Annotated in this window: 23 protein-coding genes and 1 other annotated feature; of the genes, 7 read left to right on the forward strand and 16 right to left on the reverse strand. The window is 35.8% G+C overall.

The window, feature by feature from the left end; translation table 11 throughout:
* Positions 1-381: 381 nt before the first annotated feature.
* The 5 genes from D0S48_RS06775 to D0S48_RS06795 form a co-directional block, all read right to left on the reverse strand.
* A complete protein-coding gene (locus D0S48_RS06775) occupies positions 382-1,323 on the reverse strand; it encodes an ABC transporter ATP-binding protein (RefSeq protein ID WP_151110789.1) in 942 nt (313 codons plus the stop codon).
* Positions 1,323-2,378 carry an ABC transporter ATP-binding protein gene (locus D0S48_RS06780; protein WP_144537724.1) on the reverse strand — a complete coding sequence of 352 codons (1,056 nt, stop codon included), beginning with the start codon at positions 2,376-2,378 and terminating at the stop codon, positions 1,323-1,325. Before D0S48_RS06780 ends, D0S48_RS06775 begins: the two co-directional genes overlap by 1 nt.
* A gap of 15 nt (positions 2,379-2,393) precedes the next feature.
* Positions 2,394-3,413, reverse strand: a complete 1,020-nt coding sequence (gene opp3C / locus D0S48_RS06785) for an oligopeptide ABC transporter permease (protein WP_151110791.1) — start codon at positions 3,411-3,413, stop codon at positions 2,394-2,396.
* Positions 3,414-4,346, reverse strand: a complete 933-nt coding sequence (opp3b, locus tag D0S48_RS06790; protein WP_144537720.1) for an oligopeptide ABC transporter permease — start codon at positions 4,344-4,346, stop codon at positions 3,414-3,416. It abuts the gene before it with no gap.
* A gap of 190 nt (positions 4,347-4,536) precedes the next feature.
* Positions 4,537-6,249, reverse strand: coding sequence for a peptide ABC transporter substrate-binding protein (locus D0S48_RS06795; protein WP_151110793.1), 1,713 nt, complete (start codon positions 6,247-6,249; stop codon positions 4,537-4,539).
* Between the two features lie 233 nt (positions 6,250-6,482).
* Here D0S48_RS06795 and D0S48_RS06800 point away from each other — a divergent pair, with 233 nt between their 5' ends.
* Positions 6,483-6,827, forward strand: coding sequence for a DUF3899 domain-containing protein (locus tag D0S48_RS06800; RefSeq protein ID WP_144537716.1), 345 nt, complete (start codon positions 6,483-6,485; stop codon positions 6,825-6,827).
* Between the two features lie 52 nt (positions 6,828-6,879).
* Positions 6,880-7,092: a binding site (T-box leader), on the forward strand.
* 41 nt (positions 7,093-7,133) lie between these two features.
* The gene (gene trpS / locus D0S48_RS06805) at positions 7,134-8,120 is read left to right on the forward strand and encodes a tryptophan--tRNA ligase (RefSeq protein ID WP_144537714.1); all 987 of its coding nucleotides are present in this window, start codon (positions 7,134-7,136) and stop codon (positions 8,118-8,120) included.
* 247 nt (positions 8,121-8,367) lie between these two features.
* On the opposite strand, the gene D0S48_RS06810 is transcribed toward trpS, so the two are convergent.
* From D0S48_RS06810 to D0S48_RS06840, 7 genes are all read right to left on the reverse strand, one after another.
* A complete protein-coding gene (locus D0S48_RS06810) occupies positions 8,368-10,227 on the reverse strand; it encodes an oligopeptide ABC transporter substrate-binding protein (RefSeq protein ID WP_151110795.1) in 1,860 nt (619 codons plus the stop codon).
* A gap of 79 nt (positions 10,228-10,306) precedes the next feature.
* The gene (locus tag D0S48_RS06815) at positions 10,307-11,209 is read right to left on the reverse strand and encodes an ABC transporter permease (RefSeq protein ID WP_144537710.1); all 903 of its coding nucleotides are present in this window, start codon (positions 11,207-11,209) and stop codon (positions 10,307-10,309) included.
* 30 nt (positions 11,210-11,239) lie between these two features.
* Positions 11,240-12,202: an oligopeptide ABC transporter permease gene (opp4B, locus tag D0S48_RS06820; RefSeq protein WP_144537709.1), complete on the reverse strand. Its 963-nt coding sequence runs from the start codon at positions 12,200-12,202 to the stop codon at positions 11,240-11,242.
* Between the two features lies 1 nt (position 12,203).
* A complete protein-coding gene (locus D0S48_RS06825) occupies positions 12,204-13,151 on the reverse strand; it encodes an ATP-binding cassette domain-containing protein (protein ID WP_144537707.1) in 948 nt (315 codons plus the stop codon).
* Positions 13,148-14,161 (reverse strand): ABC transporter ATP-binding protein, encoded by a 1,014-nt coding sequence (locus tag D0S48_RS06830; protein WP_144537705.1) that lies wholly within the window; start codon positions 14,159-14,161, stop codon positions 13,148-13,150. The genes D0S48_RS06825 and D0S48_RS06830 overlap by 4 nt, the downstream gene beginning before the upstream one ends.
* 607 nt (positions 14,162-14,768) lie before the next feature.
* On the reverse strand, positions 14,769-16,007 hold the full coding sequence (gene fabF, locus D0S48_RS06835; protein WP_144537704.1) for a beta-ketoacyl-ACP synthase II: 1,239 nt from the start codon (positions 16,005-16,007) through the stop codon (positions 14,769-14,771).
* Between the two features lie 26 nt (positions 16,008-16,033).
* The gene (locus D0S48_RS06840; protein WP_151110798.1) at positions 16,034-16,969 is read right to left on the reverse strand and encodes a beta-ketoacyl-ACP synthase III; all 936 of its coding nucleotides are present in this window, start codon (positions 16,967-16,969) and stop codon (positions 16,034-16,036) included.
* A 166-nt stretch (positions 16,970-17,135) separates the two neighbouring features.
* Here D0S48_RS06840 and D0S48_RS06845 point away from each other — a divergent pair, with 166 nt between their 5' ends.
* Positions 17,136-17,324, forward strand: coding sequence for a DUF2929 family protein (locus D0S48_RS06845; RefSeq protein ID WP_144537701.1), 189 nt, complete (start codon positions 17,136-17,138; stop codon positions 17,322-17,324).
* Positions 17,325-17,378: 54 nt separating this feature from the next.
* Here the strand turns inward: D0S48_RS06845 and D0S48_RS06850 are convergent, their stop codons facing one another.
* Entirely contained in the window at positions 17,379-19,505 is a 2,127-nt protein-coding gene (locus tag D0S48_RS06850; protein ID WP_151110800.1) for an ATP-dependent Clp protease ATP-binding subunit, read from the reverse strand.
* A gap of 142 nt (positions 19,506-19,647) precedes the next feature.
* Between D0S48_RS06850 and D0S48_RS06855 the strand changes: the two genes are divergently transcribed.
* Positions 19,648-20,340, forward strand: a complete 693-nt coding sequence (locus D0S48_RS06855; protein ID WP_225321707.1) for a Crp/Fnr family transcriptional regulator — start codon at positions 19,648-19,650, stop codon at positions 20,338-20,340.
* A 204-nt stretch (positions 20,341-20,544) separates the two neighbouring features.
* On the opposite strand, the gene D0S48_RS06860 is transcribed toward D0S48_RS06855, so the two are convergent.
* Together D0S48_RS06860 and D0S48_RS06865 are read right to left on the reverse strand one after the other, a co-directional pair.
* The gene (locus D0S48_RS06860) at positions 20,545-20,853 is read right to left on the reverse strand and encodes a metal-sulfur cluster assembly factor (protein WP_144537696.1); all 309 of its coding nucleotides are present in this window, start codon (positions 20,851-20,853) and stop codon (positions 20,545-20,547) included.
* A gap of 49 nt (positions 20,854-20,902) precedes the next feature.
* Positions 20,903-21,661 carry a prolyl oligopeptidase family serine peptidase gene (locus tag D0S48_RS06865; protein WP_151110804.1) on the reverse strand — a complete coding sequence of 253 codons (759 nt, stop codon included), beginning with the start codon at positions 21,659-21,661 and terminating at the stop codon, positions 20,903-20,905.
* A 134-nt stretch (positions 21,662-21,795) separates the two neighbouring features.
* On the opposite strand from D0S48_RS06865, the gene D0S48_RS06870 reads away from it, so the two are divergent.
* The 3 genes from D0S48_RS06870 (at position 21,796) to D0S48_RS06880 (ending at position 24,107) form a co-directional block, all read left to right on the forward strand.
* A complete protein-coding gene (locus D0S48_RS06870; protein ID WP_151110806.1) occupies positions 21,796-22,605 on the forward strand; it encodes a Cof-type HAD-IIB family hydrolase in 810 nt (269 codons plus the stop codon).
* Positions 22,606-22,633: 28 nt separating this feature from the next.
* Complete coding sequence (locus D0S48_RS06875) at positions 22,634-23,485, forward strand: DegV family protein (protein WP_151110808.1); 852 nt, start codon at positions 22,634-22,636, stop codon at positions 23,483-23,485.
* Positions 23,486-23,603: 118 nt separating this feature from the next.
* On the forward strand, positions 23,604-24,107 hold the full coding sequence (locus tag D0S48_RS06880; RefSeq protein WP_151110810.1) for a DUF3231 family protein: 504 nt from the start codon (positions 23,604-23,606) through the stop codon (positions 24,105-24,107).
* Positions 24,108-24,322: 215 nt separating this feature from the next.
* Here the strand turns inward: D0S48_RS06880 and D0S48_RS06885 are convergent, their stop codons facing one another.
* On the reverse strand, positions 24,323-25,774 hold the full coding sequence (locus D0S48_RS06885) for an alpha-amylase family glycosyl hydrolase (protein ID WP_151110812.1): 1,452 nt from the start codon (positions 25,772-25,774) through the stop codon (positions 24,323-24,325).
* Positions 25,775-25,976 lie beyond the last annotated feature (202 nt).

A 25,976-nucleotide genomic window follows, 5' to 3' on the forward strand; every position in this document is an offset into this window, starting at 1 on the left:
TAACCGTCTTCCTTTCTTTACGTCTAACATTCTAACAACTATATCCTTCGATGAAAAGAGTCAATAAGTCTAATATGGATATAAAATTCCTAATTAATCAAAAATTTAACTTTATTATTTGTCTCTCTTCGTATTAAAGTTTAATTAGACATTTTTAGGGTATATATTTATTTATCCATAATAGCATTTAACTAAACTTTTTTTGCGAAGTTTAGAACTTTATATTTTATATATTCTTCCATAGATATAGGTTACTATCTAGGTTTAGTGAAAAAATATTAACTTTGTACAAATATTATCAATAACCATTTAACTCCAACCTATAAAAAAGTAGGCTAATTCGAATTTCTTCGATTCAGCCTACTATTATTAAAAATTTTATTAAACACGTGATTGAGAAATAGCTTTTAGTTCTTTGAATTCTTTCTCCGAACAAAATACAAAGTGACCTGGAGTAACTTCTCGCATTGCAATTTCTTCTCCATCTGCATAATTATGAACTGACGGATCATAAGATTTACGCACACGAGTACGCTCGTAATTAGGATCCGGAAGAGGTATAGCAGACAGCAACGATTGCGTGTATGGATGTAATGGGTTCAAGTATAGTTCTTCGGCAGGAGCTAGCTCCACTAGTTTACCGAAATACATAACTCCAATTCGATCCGAGATATATTTCACCATTGAAAGGTCATGCGCAATGAAAAGGTAAGTTAATCCTTTTTCTTCTTGCAGTTCCTTCAATAAGTTAACTACTTGTGCTTGGATTGATACATCTAGAGCTGAGATTGGTTCATCCGCTATAATAAACTCAGGTTCAACTGCTAAAGCTCTTGCAATACCAAGACGTTGACGTTGACCACCAGAGAATTCATGTGGATAACGTTCAGCATGTTCTTTATTAAGTCCAACTGTTTCCAATAACTGAATAACCCGTGCCTTGCGTTCTGTTTGATTTTTAACTAGTCCATGAATATCTAAACCTTCCGCAATTATATCCAACACTTTCATACGTGGATTTAATGATGCATAAGGATCTTGGAAAATCATTTGCATTTTACGATTAAAGATTTTCAAATCTTTTTTAGATTTTTTGTCATGTACATTAACACCATCATAAATTACTTTTCCTTCAGTGGCGTCATATAGTCGAATAATAGTTCGTCCAGTTGTGGATTTACCACAGCCTGATTCTCCTACTAAACCTAACGTTTCACCTTTATAGATGTCAAAGCTAATGTCATCTACGGCACGAACTTCATTTTCTTTACCTTCATTAAAATATTGTTTTAAATTTTTTATTTCAAGTAATTTTTCAACCATTAGTTTACACTCCCTTCGTAGTAACGACTTCCAGGGAACTTTTTCATACGTTCAACTATTGATGCAGGTGGCTCTACTTTTGGTGCATCTGGATGCAATAACCAAGTAGCAGCATAATGTGTATCACTAACTTTAAAGAATGGAGGTGATTCCTCTAAATCTATTTTCAGTGCATAGTCACTACGAAGGGCAAAAGCATCCCCTTTAGGCGGATTTAACAAATCAGGAGGTGTTCCTGGAATTGCATACAACTTTTCTTCTGCTGTGTCTAATGAAGGCATAGAACTTAACAAGCCCCATGTATATGGATGCTGAGGATTATAGAAAATCTCATCTACAGTTCCTGTTTCTACAATTTTCCCACCATACATTACCGCTACTCGATCTGCAACATTAGCTACTACACCTAAATCATGTGTAATAAAGATGATTGATGTATCAATCTTCTTCTGTAAATCTTTCATTAACTCTAATATTTGCGCTTGAATAGTTACATCTAATGCTGTTGTTGGTTCATCAGCTATTAATATTTGTGGATTACAAGCAAGAGCAATTGCAATAACAATACGTTGACGCTGACCTCCAGAAAATTGGTGAGGGTATTGTTTAATACGTGCCTCAGGCTTTGGCATACCAACTAGTCGCAATAAATCTACTGCTATTTTTCTAGCCTCTGCCTTACTTACTTTACGATGCTTTAAAATTGGCTCCATAATTTGCTTACCTATAGTCATCGTTGGATTCAAGGATGTCATAGGATCCTGAAAAATCATGGAGATGTCTTTCCCACGAATCTTTTGCATTTCTTTATCAGTAAGCTTTGTTAAATCTTTTCCATTGAAAAGAATTTGTCCATTTTTAAATTCTGAGCTAGACTCAGGTAGTAAACGCATAATCGCCTTAGTTGTAACTGACTTACCAGAACCAGACTCCCCTACAATTGCAAGTGTTTCACCTTTTAAAAGATCGAAGTTAACACCACGAATGGCTTTAACCTCTCCTGCAAAAGTATGGAAGGAAAGCTCTAGATCTTTAACTTCTAATATTTTTTCCATCCTTGCTTTCCTCCTTTAGTCTTTCATCTTCGGATCTAGTGCATCCCTTAAACCATCACCTAGCAAGTTAAAGGACAGCATTAGTAAGCTTATGATTACAGCTGGGTATACTAAAATATGTGGTTGGAATTTAAGTAATTTAACACCATCATTAATCAACGTACCTAAAGATGCAGCAGGTGGCTGTAATCCCAACCCGATAAAGCTTAAGAAAGCTTCGAAGAAAATTGCACTAGGTATTGTAAACATCGTATTTATAACAACAATACTCAAAACATTCGGAAGAATATGTTTTGTTATGATTCTATTATTTGAAGCACCTAGCGTACGGGCAGCCAAAACGAACTCTTGGTTCTTATATTTCAAAACCTGTGCTCGAACTACACGAGACATACCAATCCATCCGGTTATCGTAATGGCAATAATAATCGCTGTGATACCAGGATCCATAAACATAATCATGAGAATAACGATTACTAAATTTGGAATACCGATAAGAATTTCTACTATACGCTGCATGACGTCGTCTACACGACCACCGTAGTAACCAGAAATTCCTCCATAGGCTACTCCAATTACCATGTCAATTAACGCAGCCATAAAGGCAATGAAAAGAGATACCTGGGTTCCTTCCCATACTCGCGCAAACATGTCACGGCCCAAACCGTCAGTTCCGAACCAATAATATGTGTCTACTTTCTTTAATTCATATAAATCTACTTCTTTACCTGCCAAGTTGCCGTACCCATCCATAATACCCAGTTTTTCAATTCCAGGAACTTTTGGTGGTAAGTTAGCATGGGTAATTGTTTGTGTCTCTGCATCATGCGGGCCAATATGTGGACCAATAAGTGACATAACAAGAATAATCAATAGTATAAAAACACTAACGATAGCAGCTTTATTCTTTCTTATACGGTACCAGGCATCTTTCCAAAAGCTAACACTTGGCTTAGAAATTTTTTCTGCTTGGCTACTATCTACTTGAACTCTGTTAAATGATTCAGCAGGTAACTTTTTTAAGTCTTGACTCATTTAGTTCTTACCTCCTGACAAACGAATACGCGGATCAATAATTCCATAAAGCAAATCTATAATGAATATTACAACAATTAAGAATACAGAGAAGAAAATAGTAGTACCCATAATAATAGAATAATCATTTGTATTAATAGATTTAACGAATTGTTCACCGATTCCTGGGATTGCAAATATTTGTTCAATTACTAATGACCCGGTTAGCAATCCAGCCGCCATTGGACCAAGTACTGTTACTAATGGTATTAAAGCATTACGCAAAGCATGTTTAAATGCAATTTCAGTACCATTTGCTCCTTTAGATTTTGCTAGTGTAATATAATCAGAGCTCAATACTTCGACCATCTCTGTTCGAATAAAACGTGCAGCGGTAGCTAACGGTCCCATAGCTAATGCAATCGACGGCATAATACTTGAAGCCCATCCATCTTTCCATAAAGCCACAGGAAGTATTTGCCATTTCACACCTAACCAATATTGTAATAATGTTGCAAATACAAAAGATGGTATAGAAATACCGATAATAGCAACGATTGTACTGCTATAATCCCAAATTGTATTTTGTTTTAAAGCAGCAATCATTCCAAGAATAATTCCTACTAAAACACCTGCGATTAAACCTTGAGCACCAATTTGGAAAGACGGTCCGATTCGGCTAAGAATTAAATCAGTAACTTCAGCATTTTTAAACTGAAACGAGTTACCTAAATCACCTTGAACTAAGTTAAGCATGTAATTTGCATACTGGACGGGAATGGGATCATTCAATCCATATTTCGCTTCCACTATTTCAAGTTGAGCTGGGGATAGTTTTGAAGCAGAGCTTATAGGGGATCCTGGTAGCGTCTTCATCAAGAAAAATGTAGCTGTAGCAATCAGGAAAAGCGTGATAAACATATAAAAAACACGACGCAGAATATATTTTGCCATCTTTGCACCTCCTAAATTTTATAAATAATTTTACTAATCTATATATTAAACAAAAAAAATAGTAATTTGTCAAAATTATATTTTATAGTAAAAATATTTCGTATATTTCGACTCATTTAAAAAGAGAGTATATGTTCCTAAAGGAATACATATACTCTCATTTTATGAGATTTTTACAGCTTTATACTAATTAGTTCTTACCTTCGATATATGCCCATTTGTAGCTATAGTCTCCACCAATTTGGTGAGATACAACACCTTTAACATATGGTTTTAGAAGTTGCATAGTACCACGTTGGTAAATCGGTCCAATACCGAAATCTTCATCAATTAGAAGTTTTTCAGCATCAGCAAGTGCTTGCCAACGAGCTTCTGCGTCTAGTGCTAATTCAGTGTTAGCAGAATTTACTAGCTCATCATATTTAGGGTTTGAATAAGACATTTGGTTGTTACCACCGTCAGTTAACCATAAATTCATGAAAGTGTAAGGATCTTGGTAATCTGGTCCCCAACCTGCAACTTGAATGTCATAGTCTTGATTTGTGTCAAGATCTAAGCGCACAGCAAATGGTACTTCTTTAAGAGTAACAGTTAAACCTGGTAGGTTTGTTTCTAATTGGTTTTTGAAATACTCATCCATTTTTTTAGAAATATCAGTGTCTCCACCAAGAATTTCTAGAGTAAGCTCAGTAACGCCTAACTCTTTTAATCCTTTATCCCAAGCTGCTTTCGCTTCTTCTACGTTAAATACAGACATATCTCCATTTACATCGCGGAAGTCATTAGCATCAGCATCAAAAGTAAATCCTTTTGGTACTAAGTAGTGAGCTGGAACAGAACCATTAGCTAAAACTACATCAACTAAATCTTGCTTATTGATTGCTTTTGAAACTGCTTCACGAATATTTACGTTAGCAAGTGGAGTTGGCTCTCCATTACGTTGTTGATTGTACTTGAAGTAGAATACAGATGCATCCATTTCAGTTACTAGTTCTGGATCATTAGCATATTGCATTGCGTATTCACCAGATAGACCAGCACGGTCTTTTTCACCATTACTGTAAAGGTTAACAGCAGTAGCTGTCTCTTTTACTACATCGTAGTTAATTTCAGTAAGTTTAACAGTGTCTTTATCCCAATATTGTTCGTTTTTAACTAGTTTCCAGTTTAACCCTGTTCCATCCCAATCTTGTAATGCGAATGGACCGTTGTATAAAAGTGCTTCAGAGTTTTTAGAGTAATTTGCACCTTGAGTTGTAACGAATTCTTCTTTTTGTGGTAAGAATGTTCCAAATGACATTAATGACAAGAAGTAAGGAACTGGTTTTTCAAGAGTAACTTCTAATGTTTTCTCATCAAGAGCTTTAACACCTAATTCAGTATACTCAACTTCACCTGCAACAATTTGAGTTGCATTTTTGATAACGCCTTCCATCATGTATGGACCGTATTCAGATGCAGTATCTGGGTTCATAGCGCGTTTCCAAGCAAATTCAAAGTCATTTGCAGTTACTGGAGAACCATCAGACCAATTAGCATCACGTAATTTGAACGTATAAACTAATCCATCTTCAGAAATAGTTGGCTCACCTTCAGCAATAGCAGGTATAGCTACGTTTTCTTGGTTCAAACGATAAAGACCTTCATTTATGTTGCCTAGTAGATCGAAACCTACTGAGTCAGTTACTAAAGCAGAGTCAAGAGTTGGAATTTCAGCACCCGCGATTAAGTTTAGTACTTGCTCTTCATCAATTTTTGCTTCTTCTGGAGCTTCTGTTTCTGGTGTGTCTGTTGAGTCTGGTTTGTCAGCTGGTTCTGCTTCCTTTTCGCCGCCACATGCAGCTAGGAATAGCCCTACAACTAACAGTAGGCTTAATAGCCATACTAATTTGCTATTCTTCAAAAAAATAACCTCCCTAATATTCAGAAAAATTCATTACATTTATTATTATACATTTTATAAGAGAGTTGTACATAGCTTTTTATAAATATTTTTACAGTCTTGTAACAAAATCATTACATTGTCCTAACGATTGTGAAAATTTAGTAACTATTTTGTTAATTATTTTCTTTATTTTTTATTAGTTTTGATTATTTTAAACAAATCTTCTATAATATTTTTGATAGAGGTGAAATATGAAAAAGAAGATAATATATTTTTTAAGTGCACAGATTATAATCTTTTTGCTAATACTTTTAATATATAAACATATCGATTTGGAAACATACGCTAATATTTCCTTTTATATAGGAGGAGGTATAACATTTTTAGGATTAGTAACATATGTTGTTTCAGGCGGATTTTTTGATTTATATGTATCTAGCTCCAGAAAATTTTTTACGCGAAAGCACTTAAGAGATGAAATAGAAAATATGCGACTTCCTTCCGAAGTTTTCTCCTTCTCCCCTAAGCCAATTCTCGCGTTAGGGTTATCTATTTTAGCTTGTACTTGTATTGCATTATTTTTCTATTATGGATAATTTTATCCCTTGATTTTTGAGTTTCTTCTATATATAATAATCAAAACTATATAAAAGAGCTTTGAGGAAGAAAAGTACATTTATAACGTATGTTTAGAGAGTCTGCGGGTGCTGTGAGCAGATCATACCTTAAATGGAATGGGCTTCTGAGCAGTATGAGTGAATCTTAAGTAGCTTATACCGTTTCCTTCACGTTATGAAGAAGAGTGGCTATTTTTATAGCAAGCTGGGTGGTACCACGGATATTACATCATTCGTCCCTTTTTAGGGATGCATGATGTTTTTTTATATAAGGAGGAAAATTGAATGAAAACACTTTTTTCAGGCGTACAACCAACTGGTACAATTACATTAGGGAATTATATTGGTGCATTTAGACAGTTTATAGATTTACAAAATGAGAATGAATGTATTTTTTGTATCGTGGACCAGCATGCGATTACAGTTGCACAGGATCCACAGGAGCTACAAAAACATATTCGTTCCCTAGCAGCCTTATATCTAGCTGTAGGAATTGATCCAGAAAAATCTATTCTGTTTGTACAATCAGAAGTTCCCGCTCACGCAAAAGCAGGATGGATGATGCAATGTATTTCTCATATTGGGGAATTAGAAAGAATGACTCAATTTAAAGATAAATCGGATGGCAAAGACGGAGTTACTGCTGGGCTATTAACTTACCCACCGCTAATGGCGGCTGACATTCTTCTTTACCAAACAAATATTGTGCCTGTTGGGGATGACCAGAAGCAGCATATTGAACTAACTCGGGATTTGGCTGAACGATTTAATAAAAGATATGGGAATGTTTTAACTATACCCGAAATTCAGCTACCTAAATACGGCGCTCGTATCAAATCACTTCAAGATCCAATGAAGAAAATGAGCAAGTCGGATCCCAACCAAAAAGCAACCATTCGTATTTTAGATACACCAAAGCAAATAGAAAAGAAAATTAAAAGCTCTGTCACCGATTCAGAAGGTATCGTAGCCTTTGACCCTGAAAACAAACCAGGAGTTTCAAATTTATTAACAATAGAATCAGCTTTAACAGGTACACCGATTCCTACGCTCGTTGCAAACTACGAAGGAAAAGGCTACGGAGATTTTAAAGCATCTGTTGCTGAAGCAATTATTAATCATTTTGCTCCTATTCAACAAAGATATGAGGAATTACTAAATTCATCAGAATTAGATTCCATTCTAGATCGCGGAGCAGAAAAGGCTAACCAATTGGCAAATGATACACTTGCTAAGATGGAAGCCGCAATGGGTCTCGGTAGAAGACGCTAATCGTTAATCCCAATATTGATATACAAAAGATTATAAAGTCCTTAGAGTTAACCATATATAGTAAAACAGAACTCCAAGAATAGCCTAAAGATAGAAAGTTTAAATATAACACTAGGTGGGAGCAGCTGATAATTGCTATTCCATAGCTTATTAAGAATATTAGTAGTCTCATTAGTATCACATCCTTCTTAAAACATATGAAAAACCGCTCCTAAACTTTCGTCTAGGAGCGGTTTTTTTATCAATATTATTTAGCAGATTTAATTGGCTCTTCAGCAGTTAGCTCAAGTTCATGTAAGTAAGTGCCTTCTGAGTAATCAATATTATAGTTTTTAAGTCGTTTGTTAACTGGAATGATCTCAAATCTGTAAGTTAGTGGAATTACAACTGCCATTTCTTCCATATGCTCTTGGAATGCTCTAAATTGCTCAGCGCGATATGCTGAGTCAAAAGCTTTTGGTGAGTTTATGTTAGCTAATGTATCCTCTAAGAAGTCAGATGTGTAACGACTATAGTTAAACTTTGCTTTCTTTGAATATAAGCCCGATGGTGATGGGTCAGATCCTGTTCCAAATGCTGCCGTATACATGTCAATTTCAGGATCATCTGCTTCTACCATGTCATAGAATGCATTAAATTCAATTGTGCGTCCAGTAGTTAACTTAACATTTAAGCCAACATCTTTCCAATTTTGCAAGAAGAATTGAGTGATATCTTCCGCTATATCATCACCAGCAGCTGTAGCATACTTAATTTCAAATGGTTTACCTTCTGGATCTTCGCGAAGACCATCATTGTTAACATCTTTATAACCAGCTTCATCTAATAATGCATTCGCTTTATCTGGATCATAAGTGTAACCTTGTAAAGATTTATCATAGAATGATTTAAATACTGGCGGTAACATAGAGTTCGCACGTTCACGGAGGTTATTATAATATACTTCAGCAACTTGTTCTACATCTAAAGCATATCCCATTGCTTGACGTAATTTTTGATCTCCCATTTTAGCGTTTTCGATGTCTGTTACTACTTCCCCTTTTGTAGAATCCCATTTACCTACTTTAAACGCTAGGTATTGGTAATACAATTCTTGTCGTCCTAAAATTTCAAGATTATCAAAGTTTTTAATTTCTTCAATTTTTGCTGCACTGAAATTTGAAGCGATATCATACTCTCCAGATTGCATAGCAACTGAAATAGAAGTTGGTGGTACTACTTTTACTAATACGCCATCTAATTTTGGTTTACCTCTCCAGTGATTTTCATTTGCTACTAATTGTACTGATTCACCAGGGACAATTTTTTCTATCACGAACGCACCAAGTGTGACTGGATTTTTTCGAACTGGATCAGATTCAATTAGAGTAGCCACTGGTAAATCTTTAACAATATGGCTTGGCTCTGCATAAGTCCACAGTCCATCTCCTCCACTAAATATTGCCGGTGAGACTTGAATTAGTGAAATTTCTAAAGTTGTTTCATCAATTTTCTTTAACCCGGAAATAGTATCTGCTTTACCATCATGATACTCAATTGCGCCAACTATATTTTGAAAATCTGCATCATAACGTACACCAGTATAATCTGGATGACCAATAATTAAATATGGTTGAATTAAATCTTCCACTTTAAGAGGTTCTCCGTCAGACCATTTTATACCCTCACGGATTTTAATAGTTGCTTTTTTGTTTTCTTGATCTACTTCTAGGCTAGCAATTCCTTTATCACTAATCAAGAAGTCTCCATCTATTTCAAAGATAGAATTAGATGCATATTGTAAAATTTCTGCATCATAGGCATCTTCATAAAGCGAATAAGCGAATACCCCTTGGAATGGGCTATCCTTAACTAACGCAACTTTTAAGGTACCTCCAGAAATTGCGTTTCCTTCTGTTTCCATAGAAATTGGGAATGGAGAATCATTTTCTTCAGTGGCTGTCTCTTTCTCCGCTTCCTCTGTATCCTCCTTTTCTCCATCATCTTTTTTCCCAGAATCGGAAGTTTCAGCTGGAGCTGGAGTTGTTTCTTCCTTATTATTACACGCTCCAAGGACCAACATAAAAGCTATCAATACTACTAATAATGTCCAAAGCTTCTTAGTCATTCATATTCCTCCTTTTTAGTCTCTTTTTTCTATATTAAACATGTTACGTCTAATACCAATTATTAGTTATCTGATGGTGTTATCCCAGACGTTGTCTTGCATCTGCCGAACGTCGTAATGCTTGCCCAACGTAGTTTATTCCTAACATCATTAATAAGATGAAAAGTGATGCTGGAAGCCATACCCACCATTTCTCCTGTAAAACGAGCGGGTTATTTGCGTAAGCAACCAGTGTACCCAAACTAGGAGTTGCTGGAGGTAAACCAAACCCAAGATAACTCAGCCCAGTCTCGATTCCTACGTTACCTGCAAAGTTAAGAGTCAACTCAACTATTAATATAGAACTGATATTAGGCATAATTTCTTTGAATATTATGATAATTCCAGGCGTACCCATTGTCTTCGAAGCATTTACATAATCCCTTCTACTTTCTGTTAGTGCCTTGCTCCTCACGAGTCTTGCTGTGGAGGTCCACATGAAAATACTCATTATTATTACAAACGTTGTCATTGTATATTTTGGTACAATTGTTACAAACACAATTATTAACATTAAAGATGGTATAGTGATAAAGAAATCTATAATTCTCATAAAGATATTATCTATCCATCCTCCAAAGTATCCACAAACCAAGCCGACTACTATCCCTACAAATCCCGTTATCAATGTAATAGCTATTGCAATTCCTATGGAGTTTTTTGCTCCTATGATCAGTTGTCCCAAAATATCTTTCCCACCTTGATCTGCCCCTAAAAAGAACTTATCACCTGGTGGTGCATATTTATCTCTTAAACTTACTCTCATAATAGCTTCCTTATCAATCGTATATGCCCATATGAATACACCAACTATAATGATGACTAATGATATAAGAGAAAACATTGCAAGTTTATCTTTTTTAAATTCCCTTAATATAACTTGAAATCCGGTAGGTGGAGCATTCAAGGTTGCCTCTTTTTTTACGTTCAATTGTTTTCCCATATTATTCACCTCTCCTTAACATGTAATCTCCTACTCTATCCTAATTCTTGGGTCAACAATACTCATGATAATATCGGACAGTAGACTACCTAATAATGTTAAGAAGCCATATAACATAACAAGTGCAGTAATTACACTATAATCACGAGATAGTATAGATGAAATAAACAACTGTCCCATTCCTGGATATCCAAAAATAGTCTCTATAAAGATAGAGCCTCCTAGTAGTCCCGTAATCGTGAATCCTAAAAATGCAGCAATTGGTAATAAAGAGTTTCTAAAAATATGCCTAGAGTACACTTTTCTTATTGGTATTCCTTTACTTCTTGCGGTTCTAACATAATCCATCGATTTAGAATCAATAATTTCCGAACGTAAAAACTGAATAACAGTAGTAGTTGCCAATATGGCATAAGTGAGAGCAGGGAGCATCATATGATAGATTTTGCTCCATAGATACCCAAATGTTCCAGCATCATATTTAATATCCACGCTTCCTATGGTTGGAAACCAATGTAATTTATAACCAAAAAAGAACAAAAATAATAGAGACAATACAAATGTAGGAATTGCATAAGTAATAAAACTATATAAGACAATCGTTTTATCTAAGAAAGTGTCTTGAAAACGTCCTGCTAAAACTCCTAGCGGTATTGCCAAAAGGTAAAGTAGCACTACGCTCAATAAAGATAACCAAAAGGTATTCATTGCTCTCTCACCTATTAGAGCTGAAACTTGAACCTTGTAAGTATAACTTTTGCCAAAATCTCCTTGGACTGCATTAACCATCCATCGGGCATATTGCTCATACCAGGGGTCATTTAAACCTGCTAGTTCTCTCAACTCGTCTAATCTGTTAGGGTCAGTTTCAGGACTAATCATTCCAGTGAAAGGATCCCCTGGCATAAATTTCGCCATAATGAAAATTAATAAACTTAAAGCAATTAGTTGTGGAATCATTATCAATACTCGGCGAACAATCGTTTTCCACATATTAACTGCCTCCCTTCGTATTAGCATTCATTGCTACATAATGGGAATCAGACAGCTTCATCAAATCAAACACTTTTCCAGTTTCGTCATAATAGATTTTATGATTGGTCATATAATCAGATTCCACCTGCATCCTTTGCACTTTTCGATCTTCTCTTCCTATAGGATTGATATCAGGAATTGATGACAACAAGCGTTTAGTATATATATGCTGTGGATTAGTATAAATATCATTTCGTGTACCTGATTCAACAAATCTTCCTTTATACATGATGGAAATATGGTCACACATATGTTTAACAACCCCAAGGTCATGCGATATAAAAAGGTAACTTAAGCCATATTCTTGCTGAATTTCCTTTAAAAAATTTAAGACTTGGGCCTGCACGGATAGGTCAAGAGCTGAAACAGGCTCATCACAAATAATTAGCTTTGGATCACATGCGATTGCTCGAGCAATCCCTATTCTTTGCTTTTGTCCTCCTGAGAATTCATGAGGATATTTAAGCTTTGCATCTTCACTCATTCCTACAATTGCCAGCAATTCATTGATCCTTCTATTCTCTTCTTCTGGAGTTAGATTTAAGAAATTACGAATTGGTTCCGCAATAATATCCCTTACTCTTTTTCGAGGATTCAAACTAGAGTGAACATCTTGAAATATCATTTGAATATCACGGTTGTAAGAAGAAGATTTATTTCGTTGTTTATTTGTTACATCTTTCCCCTCATAAATAATACTTCCTGAAGTTATTTTCTCAAGACCTATTATCGACTTACCAGTAGTGGATTTTCCACACCCTGATTCTCCTACAAGGCCATATGTTTTTCCTTTTTCAATCTCCATATTTATCCCATCGACAGCATGTACTCGATCTATAATTGTGTTGAAAAATCCTCCTCGTATTGGATAATGTACATGAAGGTCATTAATTTGCATAAAGCTCATTGAGCATAGCCTCCCTCTTCACCTTCAAAATGGAAGTGTTGCCAACAAGTACATCTTACCAAGTGTCCTGGGGAAACCTCATGAAGGGCTGGTTGCTTTTCATGAGCATTTTCTGAGATCCAAGGTATGCGTCCTGAAAATCTACATCCTTCTCTAGGAAGGTTCATGAGAGTAGGTACCATGCCTTTAATCACTTCCAGTTTTTCAGTCTCACTATTTATTTGTGGAATTGAATTAAATAATGAACGAGTATAAGGATGTAAGGGATTTGAAAATAGTTCCGCTACTGGTGCTTCCTCGATTATTTGCCCCGCATACATAACGGCCACTCTATCAGCAACTTCTGCAACAACTCCTAAGTCATGAGTAATAAGAATTATTCCTGCCCCTGTCTCCCTTTGAAGATCCATAAGTAAATCGAGAATTTGCGCTTGAATTGTTACATCTAAAGCGGTTGTTGGCTCATCGGCTATGATTACCTTAGGTTTACATGCAATTGCTATTGCTATGATTACCCTTTGTCTCATCCCTCCAGAAAGCTGGTGTGGAAATTGTTTTACTGTTCTTTGAGGATTAGTTATTCCCACCTGATTTAGTAATTCTATTACTCTTGCACTTCTTTGCGCTTTACTTAGCTTCGTGTGGTAGACTAGACTCTCTTCAATTTGTTCGCCAACCCTCATTAAAGGATTGAGTGCTGATAAAGGATCTTGAAAGATCATCCCTATTTCTTCCCCTCGTACAGCATTAAACTTTTCATCATTCAGTTTGGCTAAGTTGACACCGTTATATATAATTTCTCCCTCAACTCTAGTTTTGTTGTGATCATGTAGCCCAACAATGGATGTAGCTAAAGTAGATTTACCACAACCTGATTCCCCCACTATCGCAAGGATTTCATTTTTCTTTAAAGAAATTGAAACTCCATCAACGGCATCATAATATGTATCTTTGATTCTAAATCCTGTATGTAAATCGTTAATGGTTAATAGCTGTTTTGAATTGTTCAAAGTAATTCTCCTTTCACAATCAATACTATTTTATTTCTCATTTCATTTATTTGACTTTTTTAACTTTTCTGTTTATTTGATTCTTTATTTGTAAAGTCTATTACAGTATGATTACGAGTGCAATAATATTTTTTATATAATTATTTAATCTAGTATATTAAAAACAAATAGATTTTATTAAAAATTTAGAAGTGATAAGGATTTAATATATATAATTTTTGGAAAATATGTATTTTTATTTTTTAAATTAATATCATTTTTAAATCATTATCATCAATTTATTACTATTTATTCCATTAAACTAAAAAAATCCTTGTTTATAAACAAGGATTCAGACATTAAACCATCTGAAGAAATTGGAAATTGTCTTCGACATATTTCTGCAGGAATCTTCAAGAATTCCAATCCAATCGCATAATGTTGTTTAATGGAAGGTACTGTAGGAATTACGATAACATTTTTTCAATTTGTCTTCGGCATACGTTTAATGCGTGGACCATCCAAGAGATTAAAACGAACCAAAATAAAAGGATTGGAAATCCAATTGATTTCCAATCCTTTTGTCTATACTATGAAACCCTTGATTAGGTAACATGCATTTCTTTACTTATTTCATTTTTTTAAATAATATACTAGCATTATGACCGCCAAACCCTAAGGAATTGCTCAATGCGTAGTCAATATCTTCTTTTCTTGCAACGTTTGGTACATAATCCAAATCACACAAAGGATCTGGTGTTTCTAGATTAGTTGTAGGTGGCAAGATGCCTTCGTGAAGAGCCAGTACGCTGAAAATAGCTTCTACTCCTCCTGCAGCTCCTAACAAGTGACCTGTCATGGACTTTGTTGAACTCATTGCCAAGTTATATGCATGTTCACCAAAAACTGTTTTTACTGCCATTGTTTCAAACTGATCATTGTAAGGTGTGCTTGTTCCATGTGCATTAATATAATTAATTTGTTCAGGAGAAACTCCCGCGTCATCTAAAGCTTGCTTCATTGCTCTAGCTGCTCCTTCTCCTTCTGGGGCTGGAGCAGTTATATGATGCGCATCTCCAGTAGATCCATAACCAATAATTTCTGCATATATTTTTGCTCCACGAGCTACTGCATGTTCATACTCCTCGAGTATTATTATTCCTGCACCTTCGCCAATGACAAATCCATCTCTATTAGCATCAAATGGTTTAGATGCAGTTTGAGGGTCTGTATTTAAAGAAAGTGCAGTATTAGAACAGAAGCCAGCTACCGACATATGAGTAATAGGGGACTCTGCTCCCCCAGTAATCATGACATCCGCGTCGCCTCGCTCGATTACTTTAAAAGCATCACCGATAGAGTTAGTACCTGATGCACAGGCTGTTACTGTACATGAGTTAATAGCCTTCGCTCCAAAGTGAATAGATACCTGACCAGCAGCCATATCTGGAATCATCATTGGTACAAAGAACGGGCTAACTCGTCTAGTTCCTTTTTCTAAAAATACTCGGAACTGATTTTCGTATGTCTCCATTCCACCGATACCTGAACCAATCCATACTCCTGTTCGTAGACCGAGTTCCTCGGTAATAGTCAAATTCGCATCCTCCACTGCCATAATCGAAGCAGCTAAAGCGTAATGAGTAAAGCGATCCATTTTACGTGCATCTTTCTTTTCAATGTACTTTTCTATATCAAAGTCTTTTACTTCTGCAGCAACCTTTGCTGGAAACAATGATGCGTCAAGTCTTGTCAGCATTCCAACCCCTGATTTACCTGCTTTAATGCCAGCCCAAGTAGTTTCCACATCATTACCTAGCGGTGTAACAGCTCCAAGTCCTGTTACTACAACCCTGCGTTTTTTCATATATTTTCGTCCCCTCGAATTTTAGTTTATTTTCCCCATTTTAGAGCTATTGCTCCCCAAGTTAAACCGCCACCAAAACCTACCATCACGATAACATCATCATCTTTTACTTTTCCACTGTTAACTTCTTCTTTTAAAGCCAATGGTATAGAGGACGATGAAGTATTACCATATTTATGAATAGTTTTAGCCATTTTCTCTTTTGGTAATTCTAGTCTTTCTCTCGATGCTTCCATAATACGAATATTCGCTTGATGTGGGATTAACAAATCTATGTCTCCCTTTTGAAGGCCAGCCTTCTCTATAACATTAAGTGCAGACTCACCCATTTGTCGTACTGCGAATTTAAATACCTCTCTACCATTCATTGTAATGTAAGGTCCATCCTGCAATAAATATTTACCTCCACTACCATTCGCCCCAAGCTCAAATGATAAAATACCTCTGCCTTCAGATACCTCTCCAATTACTACAGCACCAGCTCCGTCTCCAAAAAGTACTGCAGTGTTGCGGTCTTCCCAGTTTGTAATTTTAGAAAGTTTCTCAACTCCTACTACTAAAATATGAGAATAAGTTTTGGACTCTATAAATTGCTTGGCTGTAACTATCCCATACATAAATCCTGCACATGCTGCAGATATATCCATTGCAGCAGCATTCGTTGCTCCTAATTGCTCCTGAATCATTGTAGCTACACTAGGAAAAGGACGATCTGGAGTAACTGTCGCTACCAAAATAAGCCCTATTTGTTCTGGAGAAATCCCTGCATCCTCTATTGCTTCTTGAGCAGCCTTTACAGCCATATGTGAACTTTCTTCTTCTGGAGCAGCTATTCTTCGCTCCTCTATACCAGTCATTGTTTTGATCCATTCATCTGAAGTATCCATTCTTTTTTCAAGATCTTGATTCGTTAAGACTTTCTCAGGTGCATAAGTTCCTAACCCTATAATTCCTGCATTCATGGAATTCCTCTTTTCTTATAATCTATTATTAGTACCTGGTATTAATAATAACGAATATATGAACATTTTTCAACATAGTTGTTCGATTGTAAGAATAATTCTTTTGTATAGAACCGCCATGTGTTATGATACTTATAGATAAATTCATTTTTGAGGTGAAAATTTTATGCATTATATTATGACAGTTATCTGGTCATTTATCTTGGTTACCATGTTAAATTATGTAGTAAGCTCTGTTAATGGCGTTGATTTTAACTTTTATCATGGTTTATATATGACTATTCCAGCAGCCATCATAATTATCCTAATTACTAAAGTTATTCCGGACGAGCCTGTAGCTGCTGAACACCATTAAAAAAAACTCCCTTTTGATAGGGAGTTTTTTTATTGGATATAGTATAGTGACTGTTTATTTAACTACTAGCTGACCATCTTCCACTACTGCCACAATGTTACTACCAGGAACCACATTTCCTCCAATTAGCATTTTCGCAACAGCAGTTTCAAGATGTCGTTGTATAAATCTTCTTAATGGTCTTGCACCATAAGCTGCATCCGTTCCTTCCTCAACTATCCATGCATAGACATTTTCCTCGACTTTCAAAGTAACTTCCTGTTCTAATAAACGATCCTGCAATTGTTTTACATACTTTTTTGCAATCATTTCAAAATGATGAGTCGTTAATGAATGGAACATAATAATATCGTCCATCCGATTTAACAGTTCTGGCTTGAAGTGTGCACGAAGTGCTGACATGACAAGTTCCTCGTCTGATTCTGAAACTTCTCCAGTTGTGTTAGATAAATATTGCGAGCCTATATTAGATGTCAGAATCACTACAGTATTTGTAAAGTTGACAATGCGACCTTGGCTATCCGTAATTCGACCGTCATCCATTAGCTGCAATAAAATATTCGCTACGTCCGGATGAGCCTTCTCAATTTCGTCCAACAATACAACAGAGTATGGGTTTCTTCGAACAGCCTCTGTTAGCTGACCGCCCTCCTCATATCCGATATATCCTGGAGGTGCCCCAACCAATCGGGAAACGCTATGCTTTTCCATGTATTCAGACATGTCTATTCGGATGAAATGCTCTTCAGAGTCAAACAGGTTAGCTGCCAAAGATTTAGCTAGCTCTGTTTTACCTACTCCTGTCGGTCCTAAAAATAGAAATGAGCCTATAGGTTTGTTAGGATCTTTTATGCCTGCTCGTGCTCGCCAAACAGCCTCTGTCACTAATTGAACTGCTTGCTCCTGGCCAACTACACGTTCTCCTAAAGTCTCTTTTAATCGAAGTAGTTTTTCTCTTTCTCCTTCAACAAGCTTAGTAACAGGTATCCCGGTCCACCTAGAAATAATATGTGCTATTTCATCGGCGGTCACCTCTTCACGTAGTAAGCGTGAATCATAATCGCTATTTATTTCATCCTCATAAACTTGCAACTCTTTTTCTAAAGGTGGTATTTTTCCATGACGTAGCTCCGCAGCTTTATTTAAGTCGTAATTGTTTTCAGCTTCCTCAAGTTCTCGGCGGTAACGGTCTAGCATTTCTCTCTTTTGTTGGACTACTTGAATTGATTCCTTTTCTGTTTCCCATTTTTGACGCATATCAGCTGAAGATTTCTCTAACTCCTCTAATTCATTACGAAGTTGTTCTAATCTTTTTTTGCTTGCTGCATCCTTTTCCTTCATCAAAGCTTGTTCTTCAATTTGGAGTTGCATCATTCTTCTCGTTACTTCGTCCAGCTCCTGTGGCATAGAATCTATTTCTGTTCGAATCATTGCACAAGCTTCATCTATTAAATCAATCGCTTTGTCTGGTAGAAAGCGCTCCGTAATATAGCGGTTTGAAAGCTGTGAAGCCGCCACGATTGCCCGGTCATGAATGCGAACACCATGATGCAATTCAAATCTTTCCTTTAATCCACGCAGAATGGAAACAGTATCCTCCACAGAAGGTTCTCTCACTAATACTTGCTGAAAACGACGCTCTAATGCTGGATCTTTTTCAATATACATACGATATTCATCTAAAGTAGTTGCTCCAATACAATGAAGCTCCCCTCGAGCAAGCATAGGCTTCAGCATATTCCCCGCGTCCATTGCTCCATCCGTTTTGCCCGCTCCAACAATAGTGTGAATTTCATCGATAAATAAAATAATTTTACCTTCACTTTCTTTGATCTGTTTTAAAACCGCTTGAAGGCGTTCCTCAAATTCACCACGATATTTTGCACCTGCAATTAATGAGCTCATATCCAATTCAAAAATCTCTTTATCCTTTAATCCTTCAGGAACGTCTTTTTTTACAATACGTTGGGCAAGTCCTTCGACTATAGCTGTTTTCCCCACTCCTGGCTCGCCGATGAGAACAGGATTATTTTTTGTTTTTCTTGATAAAATTCGTATTACATTTCTTATTTCCTGGTCTCTACCGATCACTGGATCCATCTTTCCGTCTTTAACAGCGTTTACTAAATTACGACCGTACGTTTCTAAAGGACTTTTTTGATCTTGTTGGTTCATTTGCATATTTAACAGCTCCGTTTCACAAAGTTTGACCTTTATTGACTAATATAACTATATAGCTTATTAGCATATTTTGTAAAGAATTTAGCTTAACTTTTATGAAATTATGCTATTATTTAAAGGTATTAGTAAAGGCGGTGATAAGGTGGATAATAGTTTAGTATCCCCGAATATAGGCTTATTATTTAAACAATATGGCACTACTATAAAAATGGAAAAAGATCGCTCAGTTTATGTTGAAGGTGAGCTAGCAGAAGAGATTTATCTTGTGATTAGCGGATCTATTGCTATAAATAAAGATACAGAAGGCGGCAAACTACTAACTCTGAGAATTGTAGGTCCAGACAACTGTATAGGAGAATCTGGGATTTTTGCAGATAATGCACATCATAGTTTTTCTGCTCATACATTAGAGACCACTCTGCTATTGATGCTTCCTAAAAATAAATTTGAAAGTTTTCTCGTGAATTCTACAGAGCTAATGGTAGAATGGACAAAATATATACAACTTGTATACTTAAAAAATCAGACAAGATTTCGAGATTTAATGCTTCATGGAAAAAAAGGAGCACTATTTTCAACTTTAATACGTCTGGCTAATACTTATGGGGAAAAACTCCCTGATGATAGTATTAAAATAAATTTTCAGCTAACTAATCAGGAAATAGCTAATCTATGTGCTATGAGTAGAGAAGTAGTCAATCGTATGCTAAATGATTTGAAGAATGAGGGTATTGTTTCTTTTCAAAAAGGAGTTATTACCATTCACGATTTAGAATTATTAAAAAGAGAAAACCAATGCGAGAGCTGTCCTCTATGTGTTTGTCGAATAGATTAGTTTTATTTTTGATTTTCGCTCTAGGTGGATGCTTTCCGCGGGGGAAGCGATACTAAGCTCCGTTTGTGATGTCTTATCTGTCTCCCTTCTCCCGCTAATTCGCCACCTAATGCTTCAATAACAGTTTGTGTATTAATCCCTCAAATAAAATTTAATATCCAAGCAAATAAAAAACATTCCGCCCACATATGGACGGAATGTTTTTTATCTAATACCTAATGCAATTTTAGCGTAACGAGACATATTGTCTTTTGACCATGGCGGATTCCAAACAATGTTAACCTCGGTTTCTTTTACTTCTGGTAATTCTCCAAGCGCAGTTTTTACTTGATCAACAATCATCGGTCCCATTGGGCAACCAATAGAAGTTAGCGTCATCGTAACTGTAGCCTGTCCTTCATCTGTTAAATCTACATCATATACTAAGCCCAAATTGACAATATCAACGCCCAGCTCTGGGTCAATAACATTCTCAAGTGCAGACATCATACTATCTTTCATATCTTGATCCATACTGATAACCTCCTTACTTCTTTCATTCATCATAACAAAGAAGTAGCTTTTATGCCAAACAGTTTGCTAGCCATTCTGTTGCTCGTAGCATACCTTTTCTGGAAACAGCATGGCCAGAATTTTTTTCCTTCATAAATTCAATCTGAGACTCACCGTATTTTACAATCAAATCATCAATAAATTTCGAGGTTGGTGCAAAAGGTACTACTTCGTCCTTCGAACCGTGCCAGAAAAATAGCGGCTTGTTTGCTAACTTTTCTAGTTGGTTAGATGCATCAAATACAGACAGCGTTTCAAACATTTTTCTTTTTTCTTCTTCATTCAATGGAACTTTAAAGCCTCTTTTTTCAATTAATTCAATTTGAGCTTTTGCTAACTCTACATAGCCTGGAGTACCCATCATAATTGCTGCTGCATCGATCCAAGGATACGCAGTTAAACACCCAAGAGTAGTTATACCTCCCATAGAGGTTCCAGCAACCCCAATTTTTTGTCCATTATCATAACCTCGAGTACTTAGCTCCTGCTTTAGTTTACCAAGCTCTTCTATGGAAGTTAAAACTATTTCCCAAAATCTAAGGCTTATTTCTACTTGGTCTAACTTCATATCGCGATCTCCATGTAAATGAGCGTCGGGCATAATCACTCTACAGCCTTTACTAACTAACTGGTACGCATAATGAAGATTATGTTCTTTTCCACTTTCAAATCCATGTAGGAAAAAAACTACTGGTGCATTTTTATCAAAGTTATCATTAAATATATGTAAGACAGGAATTTCTCCCCAATTTTCTAAATTAGTAATCATTTAAGTCACCCCTCATTTGTATTATTACTATTTTAACAAAGCAAATCTTTTTTTACAAAATCGCAACATTCTACATTTTGACGTTGTCTTTGGAACAAGATAAACTTTATATAGAATAGAGGGGGAATTTTCTCATGGAACGTCACTTAATTGTATTAGATTTAGATGGTACTTTGTTAACAGACGAAAAAGTAATATCGGAAAACACTAAAACTACATTATTAAAAGCTAAGAGTGAAGGTCATGAAGTTATGATTGCAACAGGGAGACCTTTTCGATCTAGTGAAATGTACTATAGAGAGCTTGGCTTGACTACACCAATAGTTAATTTTAACGGTGCCTTTATTCATCACCCAAATAATCGTTCATGGGATATGATACACAAACCTATAAGCCTAAACGTAGTAAAAGAAGTTGTAGAAGCTGTTCAGAGCTATTCTATAAAAAATATGCTCGCTGAAGTTCTAGATGACGTATACTTACATTATCATGATGAACAAATGTTATCTGCCTTTGCACTAGGAAATCCACAAATAACAACTGGAGATTTACGTACCTTTCTTAAAGCTGATCCTACTAGTCTTCTCATACATGCTGACGAGAATTCTGTAGACCTGGTAAGGAAGCATTTACGGGATGTACATGCAGAGGTTATTGACCATCGTAGATGGGGTGCGCCATGGGATGTTATTGAAATTGTTAGGCATGGCTTAAATAAAGCTGTAGGCTTAGACCATGTTTCTAAATATTTGAATATCCCTAAGGATAGAATTATTGCATTTGGAGATGAAGACAACGATCTTGAAATGATTGAATATGCTGGAGTTGGTGTAGCTATGGGAAATGCGATTTCACCGCTTCAAAACATAGCCAATGAAATAACTTCCACAAATAATGAAGATGGTATTGCAGAATTCTTAAAAGAAAGATTAAAATTGAATTAACAAATTCACAATTTTTAGGAGGGTTAAAATGAAATTATTTGCTGACAGTGCTTGTGATTTGCCTAAGTCATTTTTTGAGTTAAGCCAAGTTGAACTAGCACCTCTTCGTGTTCATGTTGGTAATAAAGAATATGAAGATATTAATGATATAGAATCTACAGAAGTGTATGCGGCTATTCGTAGAGGTGAACAGCCTAAAACCTCTCAGGCTTCTCCAGAGCACTTCCTTCGAATTTTTGAGGAGTTAGCTAAATCAGGCGATGAGGGACTATACATAGCTTTCTCTTCTGAACTATCTGGCACATACTCTACGGCTGTCATGATGAAGGAACAACTATTAGAAACCTATCCCGATTTAAAACTAACGATAATCGACTCCAAATGTGCTTCACTTGGATATGGTCTTCTTGTGAAGGAAGCGGTTAAATTAAAAGAAGAAGGTCTCGATTTAGCATCTATAGAAGATAAAATTAGAAGAAATGCTAAGAATATGGAGCATTTGTTTACGGTAGATGACTTAGATTATTTGGCACGTGGTGGTCGAGTATCGAAAGCAAGTGCTTTTATTGGTGGGCTTTTAAATATTAAACCAATTCTTCATGTAGAAGATGGCAAACTCGTACCAATCGAGAAAATACGTGGTACAAAAAAAGTGATGAAACGTATTATTGAATTAATCGAGGAACGTGGCGGTAATCTTGCAGGTCAAGTAGTTGCCATTAGCCATGCCGAAGTTGAAGAAAGAGCTAATGAGCTCAAACAAATGATACAAGAACGTTTTCAAGCAGAAGATGTAGAGATTCATCTGATAGGGTCAACTATCGGAGCACATACTGGACCTGGAGCAATCTCTGTGTTCTTTTTAAATAAAGAAGCTTAAAAGTTTAAAAGACATTTCTATTAATAGATTTGTCTTTTTTATTTGTAAGGATATTTTACACCTCTTAGCACATAATAAGTTGGACTTAAGTCGACATTTGCTGAAATGGAGTGAAATAATGGGTATTTTATCTGGAAATCAAAAAGAACAGCCTTTACACTGTGGTGAAGTGTTTGCTCTTTGGACTAATCTAACAACAAACCAAGGTTTAATCGCAGCTCACCAAACTTTTTATAACCACACTGGAGATACTGAATTAAAGAAAATCATTGAAGACTCTGTTGAGGACATGAAAGAAGAAAATAAACAATTAGAAAAGATCTTGAAAGAAAATGGGATCGGACTTCCTCCTGCCCCACCTGAACGACCAGTAGCAAATTTAGAGGACATCCCTATAGGGGCTAGATTCAATGATCCTGAAATTGCTGCCGCTTTAGCTATTGATGGCGCTGCTGGTTTGGTAGCATGCAGTAAAGCAATGGGTATTTCCACAAGAGAAGACATCGGCATGATGTATGGTCAATTTCATATGAAAAAGGCGCAATTAGGTGCTAAATTATTGAGATTGAGCAAGGAAAAGGGCTGGTTAATCCTCCCTCCTCTTCATCCAGAGCCTAAATGATTTTAAAGGGACGTGACTATCATGTCCCTTTAATCTTTTCATCAGAATATTAAATGTTGAGTTGTAGGAATAAGTTCTATAGATGATGACAAATTATCCCTTATTCGAATTATCAGCTCTTACTTGAAACAAAAAATTCGAAGTCCTTCAAATTAATTAAATCCTTAATTAAAAAAACTATCTCTTAGCTTTAAGCCAAGAGATAGTCATTATTTTCATTTCGCTTTTTTACGATCGTCATCTCTTCTTCTTTGTTTTCCTTTTTTCCAAACTACTACTAGGAAAACAATGAATAATAGGTATGAGATTCCCATAGCAACAATATAGGCTGTGTTTAGACCTTTTCGTTCTGTTATTTGGAAGACTTCTACTATTTCACGGTCAATAACTAAACGGTAAGATCCATCATCTGAAGGCCTTACGATGTCTGATTCAAAAAGCCCCCTAAGCTCTTTATCTTCTCCAACAATATCGCTAGAAAGATCAATTCGCTGTGTGGCGCTTGTGTTATTGATTACAATAATAAAGGTTTCATCATCTGAAGAACGTTTATAAACAACATAACCATTTTCATTTTTTAATAGTTCTGTATCTCCAGAGCGTATGGTATCTGATTTTGCTCGAATAGAGTTAATATCTTTAATATATTCAATCAGTTCCTCATCTACTCGAAAGTTCATGATTTGATGACTTTCTTCTGGGATTTGTCCATTCATCGCAATCTCTGTACCATACGTCATATAAGGCACTCCCGGTAAAGTCAGCATTGTCCCAATCGCTGTACGAATACGAGTTGGTGGAAACATGTTTTCCAATGCACTATGATAAGTAAATCTTTCAGACGTTAAACTATCAATCATCAATAAATCATTGAAATCTGTAGCGCCAATTACCTCAGAAGGATAATCTGTATTTTTAAAAGCATCCCTAAAATCAATCATTCGCTGTTCTGAATAATTGACATCAAAGTCTGCCTCACTCTCTTCTAATGCAATAATGTACATTGGGTCACGCACTTCTTTTAATGCTTCTATTAATTCATTTAAAAAATCAGTAGGAGCCCCTTCAAGTTCTGATAGCTTAACACCATCAAATTTATATTTTGTAGCAAACTCAACAATACTTTCCTTTAAGGCTGCTTGTACTTCTTCATTTTTCAAGTCTAAAGTCAGTTTTCCATTGTCAGTCGAAGTTATCCAGTCTTGTTTATCTGCTTCTGAAGCCCAAGCATGGTTAGCACTGTAATTATTCAATGGGAATTCAATCATTAATTTCATTTCTTTATCGTGCGTAGTCTTAATAAGCTTTTCAAACTCTTCAGAAGTCCCAAATTGCTTTTCTACTTCATTAAAATTTAAAACTGCCTTTCCATCATAGGATTCAGTGGAAAAAACCGGACCAATAGAGATAATAGTAAATCCCATGTCTCTTATATGATCCATCTTATCTATAATTCCTATAAAATCTCCCCCAGCAAAAGCAAGGTGATCTTTAATATCTACGTTGTAGTCGTTAGCTACGGTACTGTTAAAGTATCGGTCAACATATAAGTCATAAATACTTTCGTTATGTATAGATGAACCTGTTTCCGCTTGAGCGCTATATGCTGTCGTTATCCATAGACTACTAATAAGTAGTATAGAAACAAGCCATTTTTTAAGTTTCAAGGTAATCCTCCTCTACATCGGGTTAACATATAAAATCATCTTGTCTATTTATACCCAAAAACAAGACTTATCACCGTTAATTTTAACAAAGCTACGTTTTAATCGCTATGTTTTATACTGAAATAGCTAAAAAATATAAAAGTATTCGTCCAAACTGTGTCTTAAAAAGAACTCCAATTTAGTGATTGTAAATTTAAGACTA

Origin of the sequence: Psychrobacillus sp. AK 1817, assembly GCF_008807035.1 — a bacterium.
GTDB lineage: Bacteria > Bacillota > Bacilli > Bacillales_A > Planococcaceae > Psychrobacillus > Psychrobacillus faecigallinarum.

Bases quoted from the DNA above. Each gene is read 5' to 3' on its own strand.
- D0S48_RS06775 (WP_151110789.1), bottom strand. From the start codon at position 1,323: ATGGTTGAAAAATTACTTGAAATAAAAAATTTAAAACAATATTTTAAT.
- D0S48_RS06780 (WP_144537724.1), bottom strand. From the start codon at position 2,378: ATGGAAAAAATATTAGAAGTTAAAGATCTAGAGCTTTCCTTCCATACT.
- opp3C (WP_151110791.1), bottom strand. From the start codon at position 3,413: ATGAGTCAAGACTTAAAAAAGTTACCTGCTGAATCATTTAACAGAGTT.
- opp3b (WP_144537720.1), bottom strand. From the start codon at position 4,346: ATGGCAAAATATATTCTGCGTCGTGTTTTTTATATGTTTATCACGCTT.
- D0S48_RS06800 (WP_144537716.1), top strand. From the start codon at position 6,483: ATGAAAAAGAAGATAATATATTTTTTAAGTGCACAGATTATAATCTTT.
- trpS (WP_144537714.1), top strand. From the start codon at position 7,134: ATGAAAACACTTTTTTCAGGCGTACAACCAACTGGTACAATTACATTA.
- D0S48_RS06810 (WP_151110795.1), bottom strand. From the start codon at position 10,227: ATGACTAAGAAGCTTTGGACATTATTAGTAGTATTGATAGCTTTTATG.
- D0S48_RS06815 (WP_144537710.1), bottom strand. From the start codon at position 11,209: ATGGGAAAACAATTGAACGTAAAAAAAGAGGCAACCTTGAATGCTCCA.
- opp4B (WP_144537709.1), bottom strand. From the start codon at position 12,202: ATGTGGAAAACGATTGTTCGCCGAGTATTGATAATGATTCCACAACTA.
- D0S48_RS06825 (WP_144537707.1), bottom strand. From the start codon at position 13,151: ATGAGCTTTATGCAAATTAATGACCTTCATGTACATTATCCAATACGA.
- fabF (WP_144537704.1), bottom strand. From the start codon at position 16,007: ATGAAAAAACGCAGGGTTGTAGTAACAGGACTTGGAGCTGTTACACCG.
- D0S48_RS06840 (WP_151110798.1), bottom strand. From the start codon at position 16,969: ATGAATGCAGGAATTATAGGGTTAGGAACTTATGCACCTGAGAAAGTC.
- D0S48_RS06845 (WP_144537701.1), top strand. From the start codon at position 17,136: ATGCATTATATTATGACAGTTATCTGGTCATTTATCTTGGTTACCATG.
- D0S48_RS06850 (WP_151110800.1), bottom strand. From the start codon at position 19,505: ATGCAAATGAACCAACAAGATCAAAAAAGTCCTTTAGAAACGTACGGT.
- D0S48_RS06860 (WP_144537696.1), bottom strand. From the start codon at position 20,853: ATGGATCAAGATATGAAAGATAGTATGATGTCTGCACTTGAGAATGTT.
- D0S48_RS06865 (WP_151110804.1), bottom strand. From the start codon at position 21,661: ATGATTACTAATTTAGAAAATTGGGGAGAAATTCCTGTCTTACATATA.
- D0S48_RS06870 (WP_151110806.1), top strand. From the start codon at position 21,796: ATGGAACGTCACTTAATTGTATTAGATTTAGATGGTACTTTGTTAACA.
- D0S48_RS06875 (WP_151110808.1), top strand. From the start codon at position 22,634: ATGAAATTATTTGCTGACAGTGCTTGTGATTTGCCTAAGTCATTTTTT.
- D0S48_RS06880 (WP_151110810.1), top strand. From the start codon at position 23,604: ATGGGTATTTTATCTGGAAATCAAAAAGAACAGCCTTTACACTGTGGT.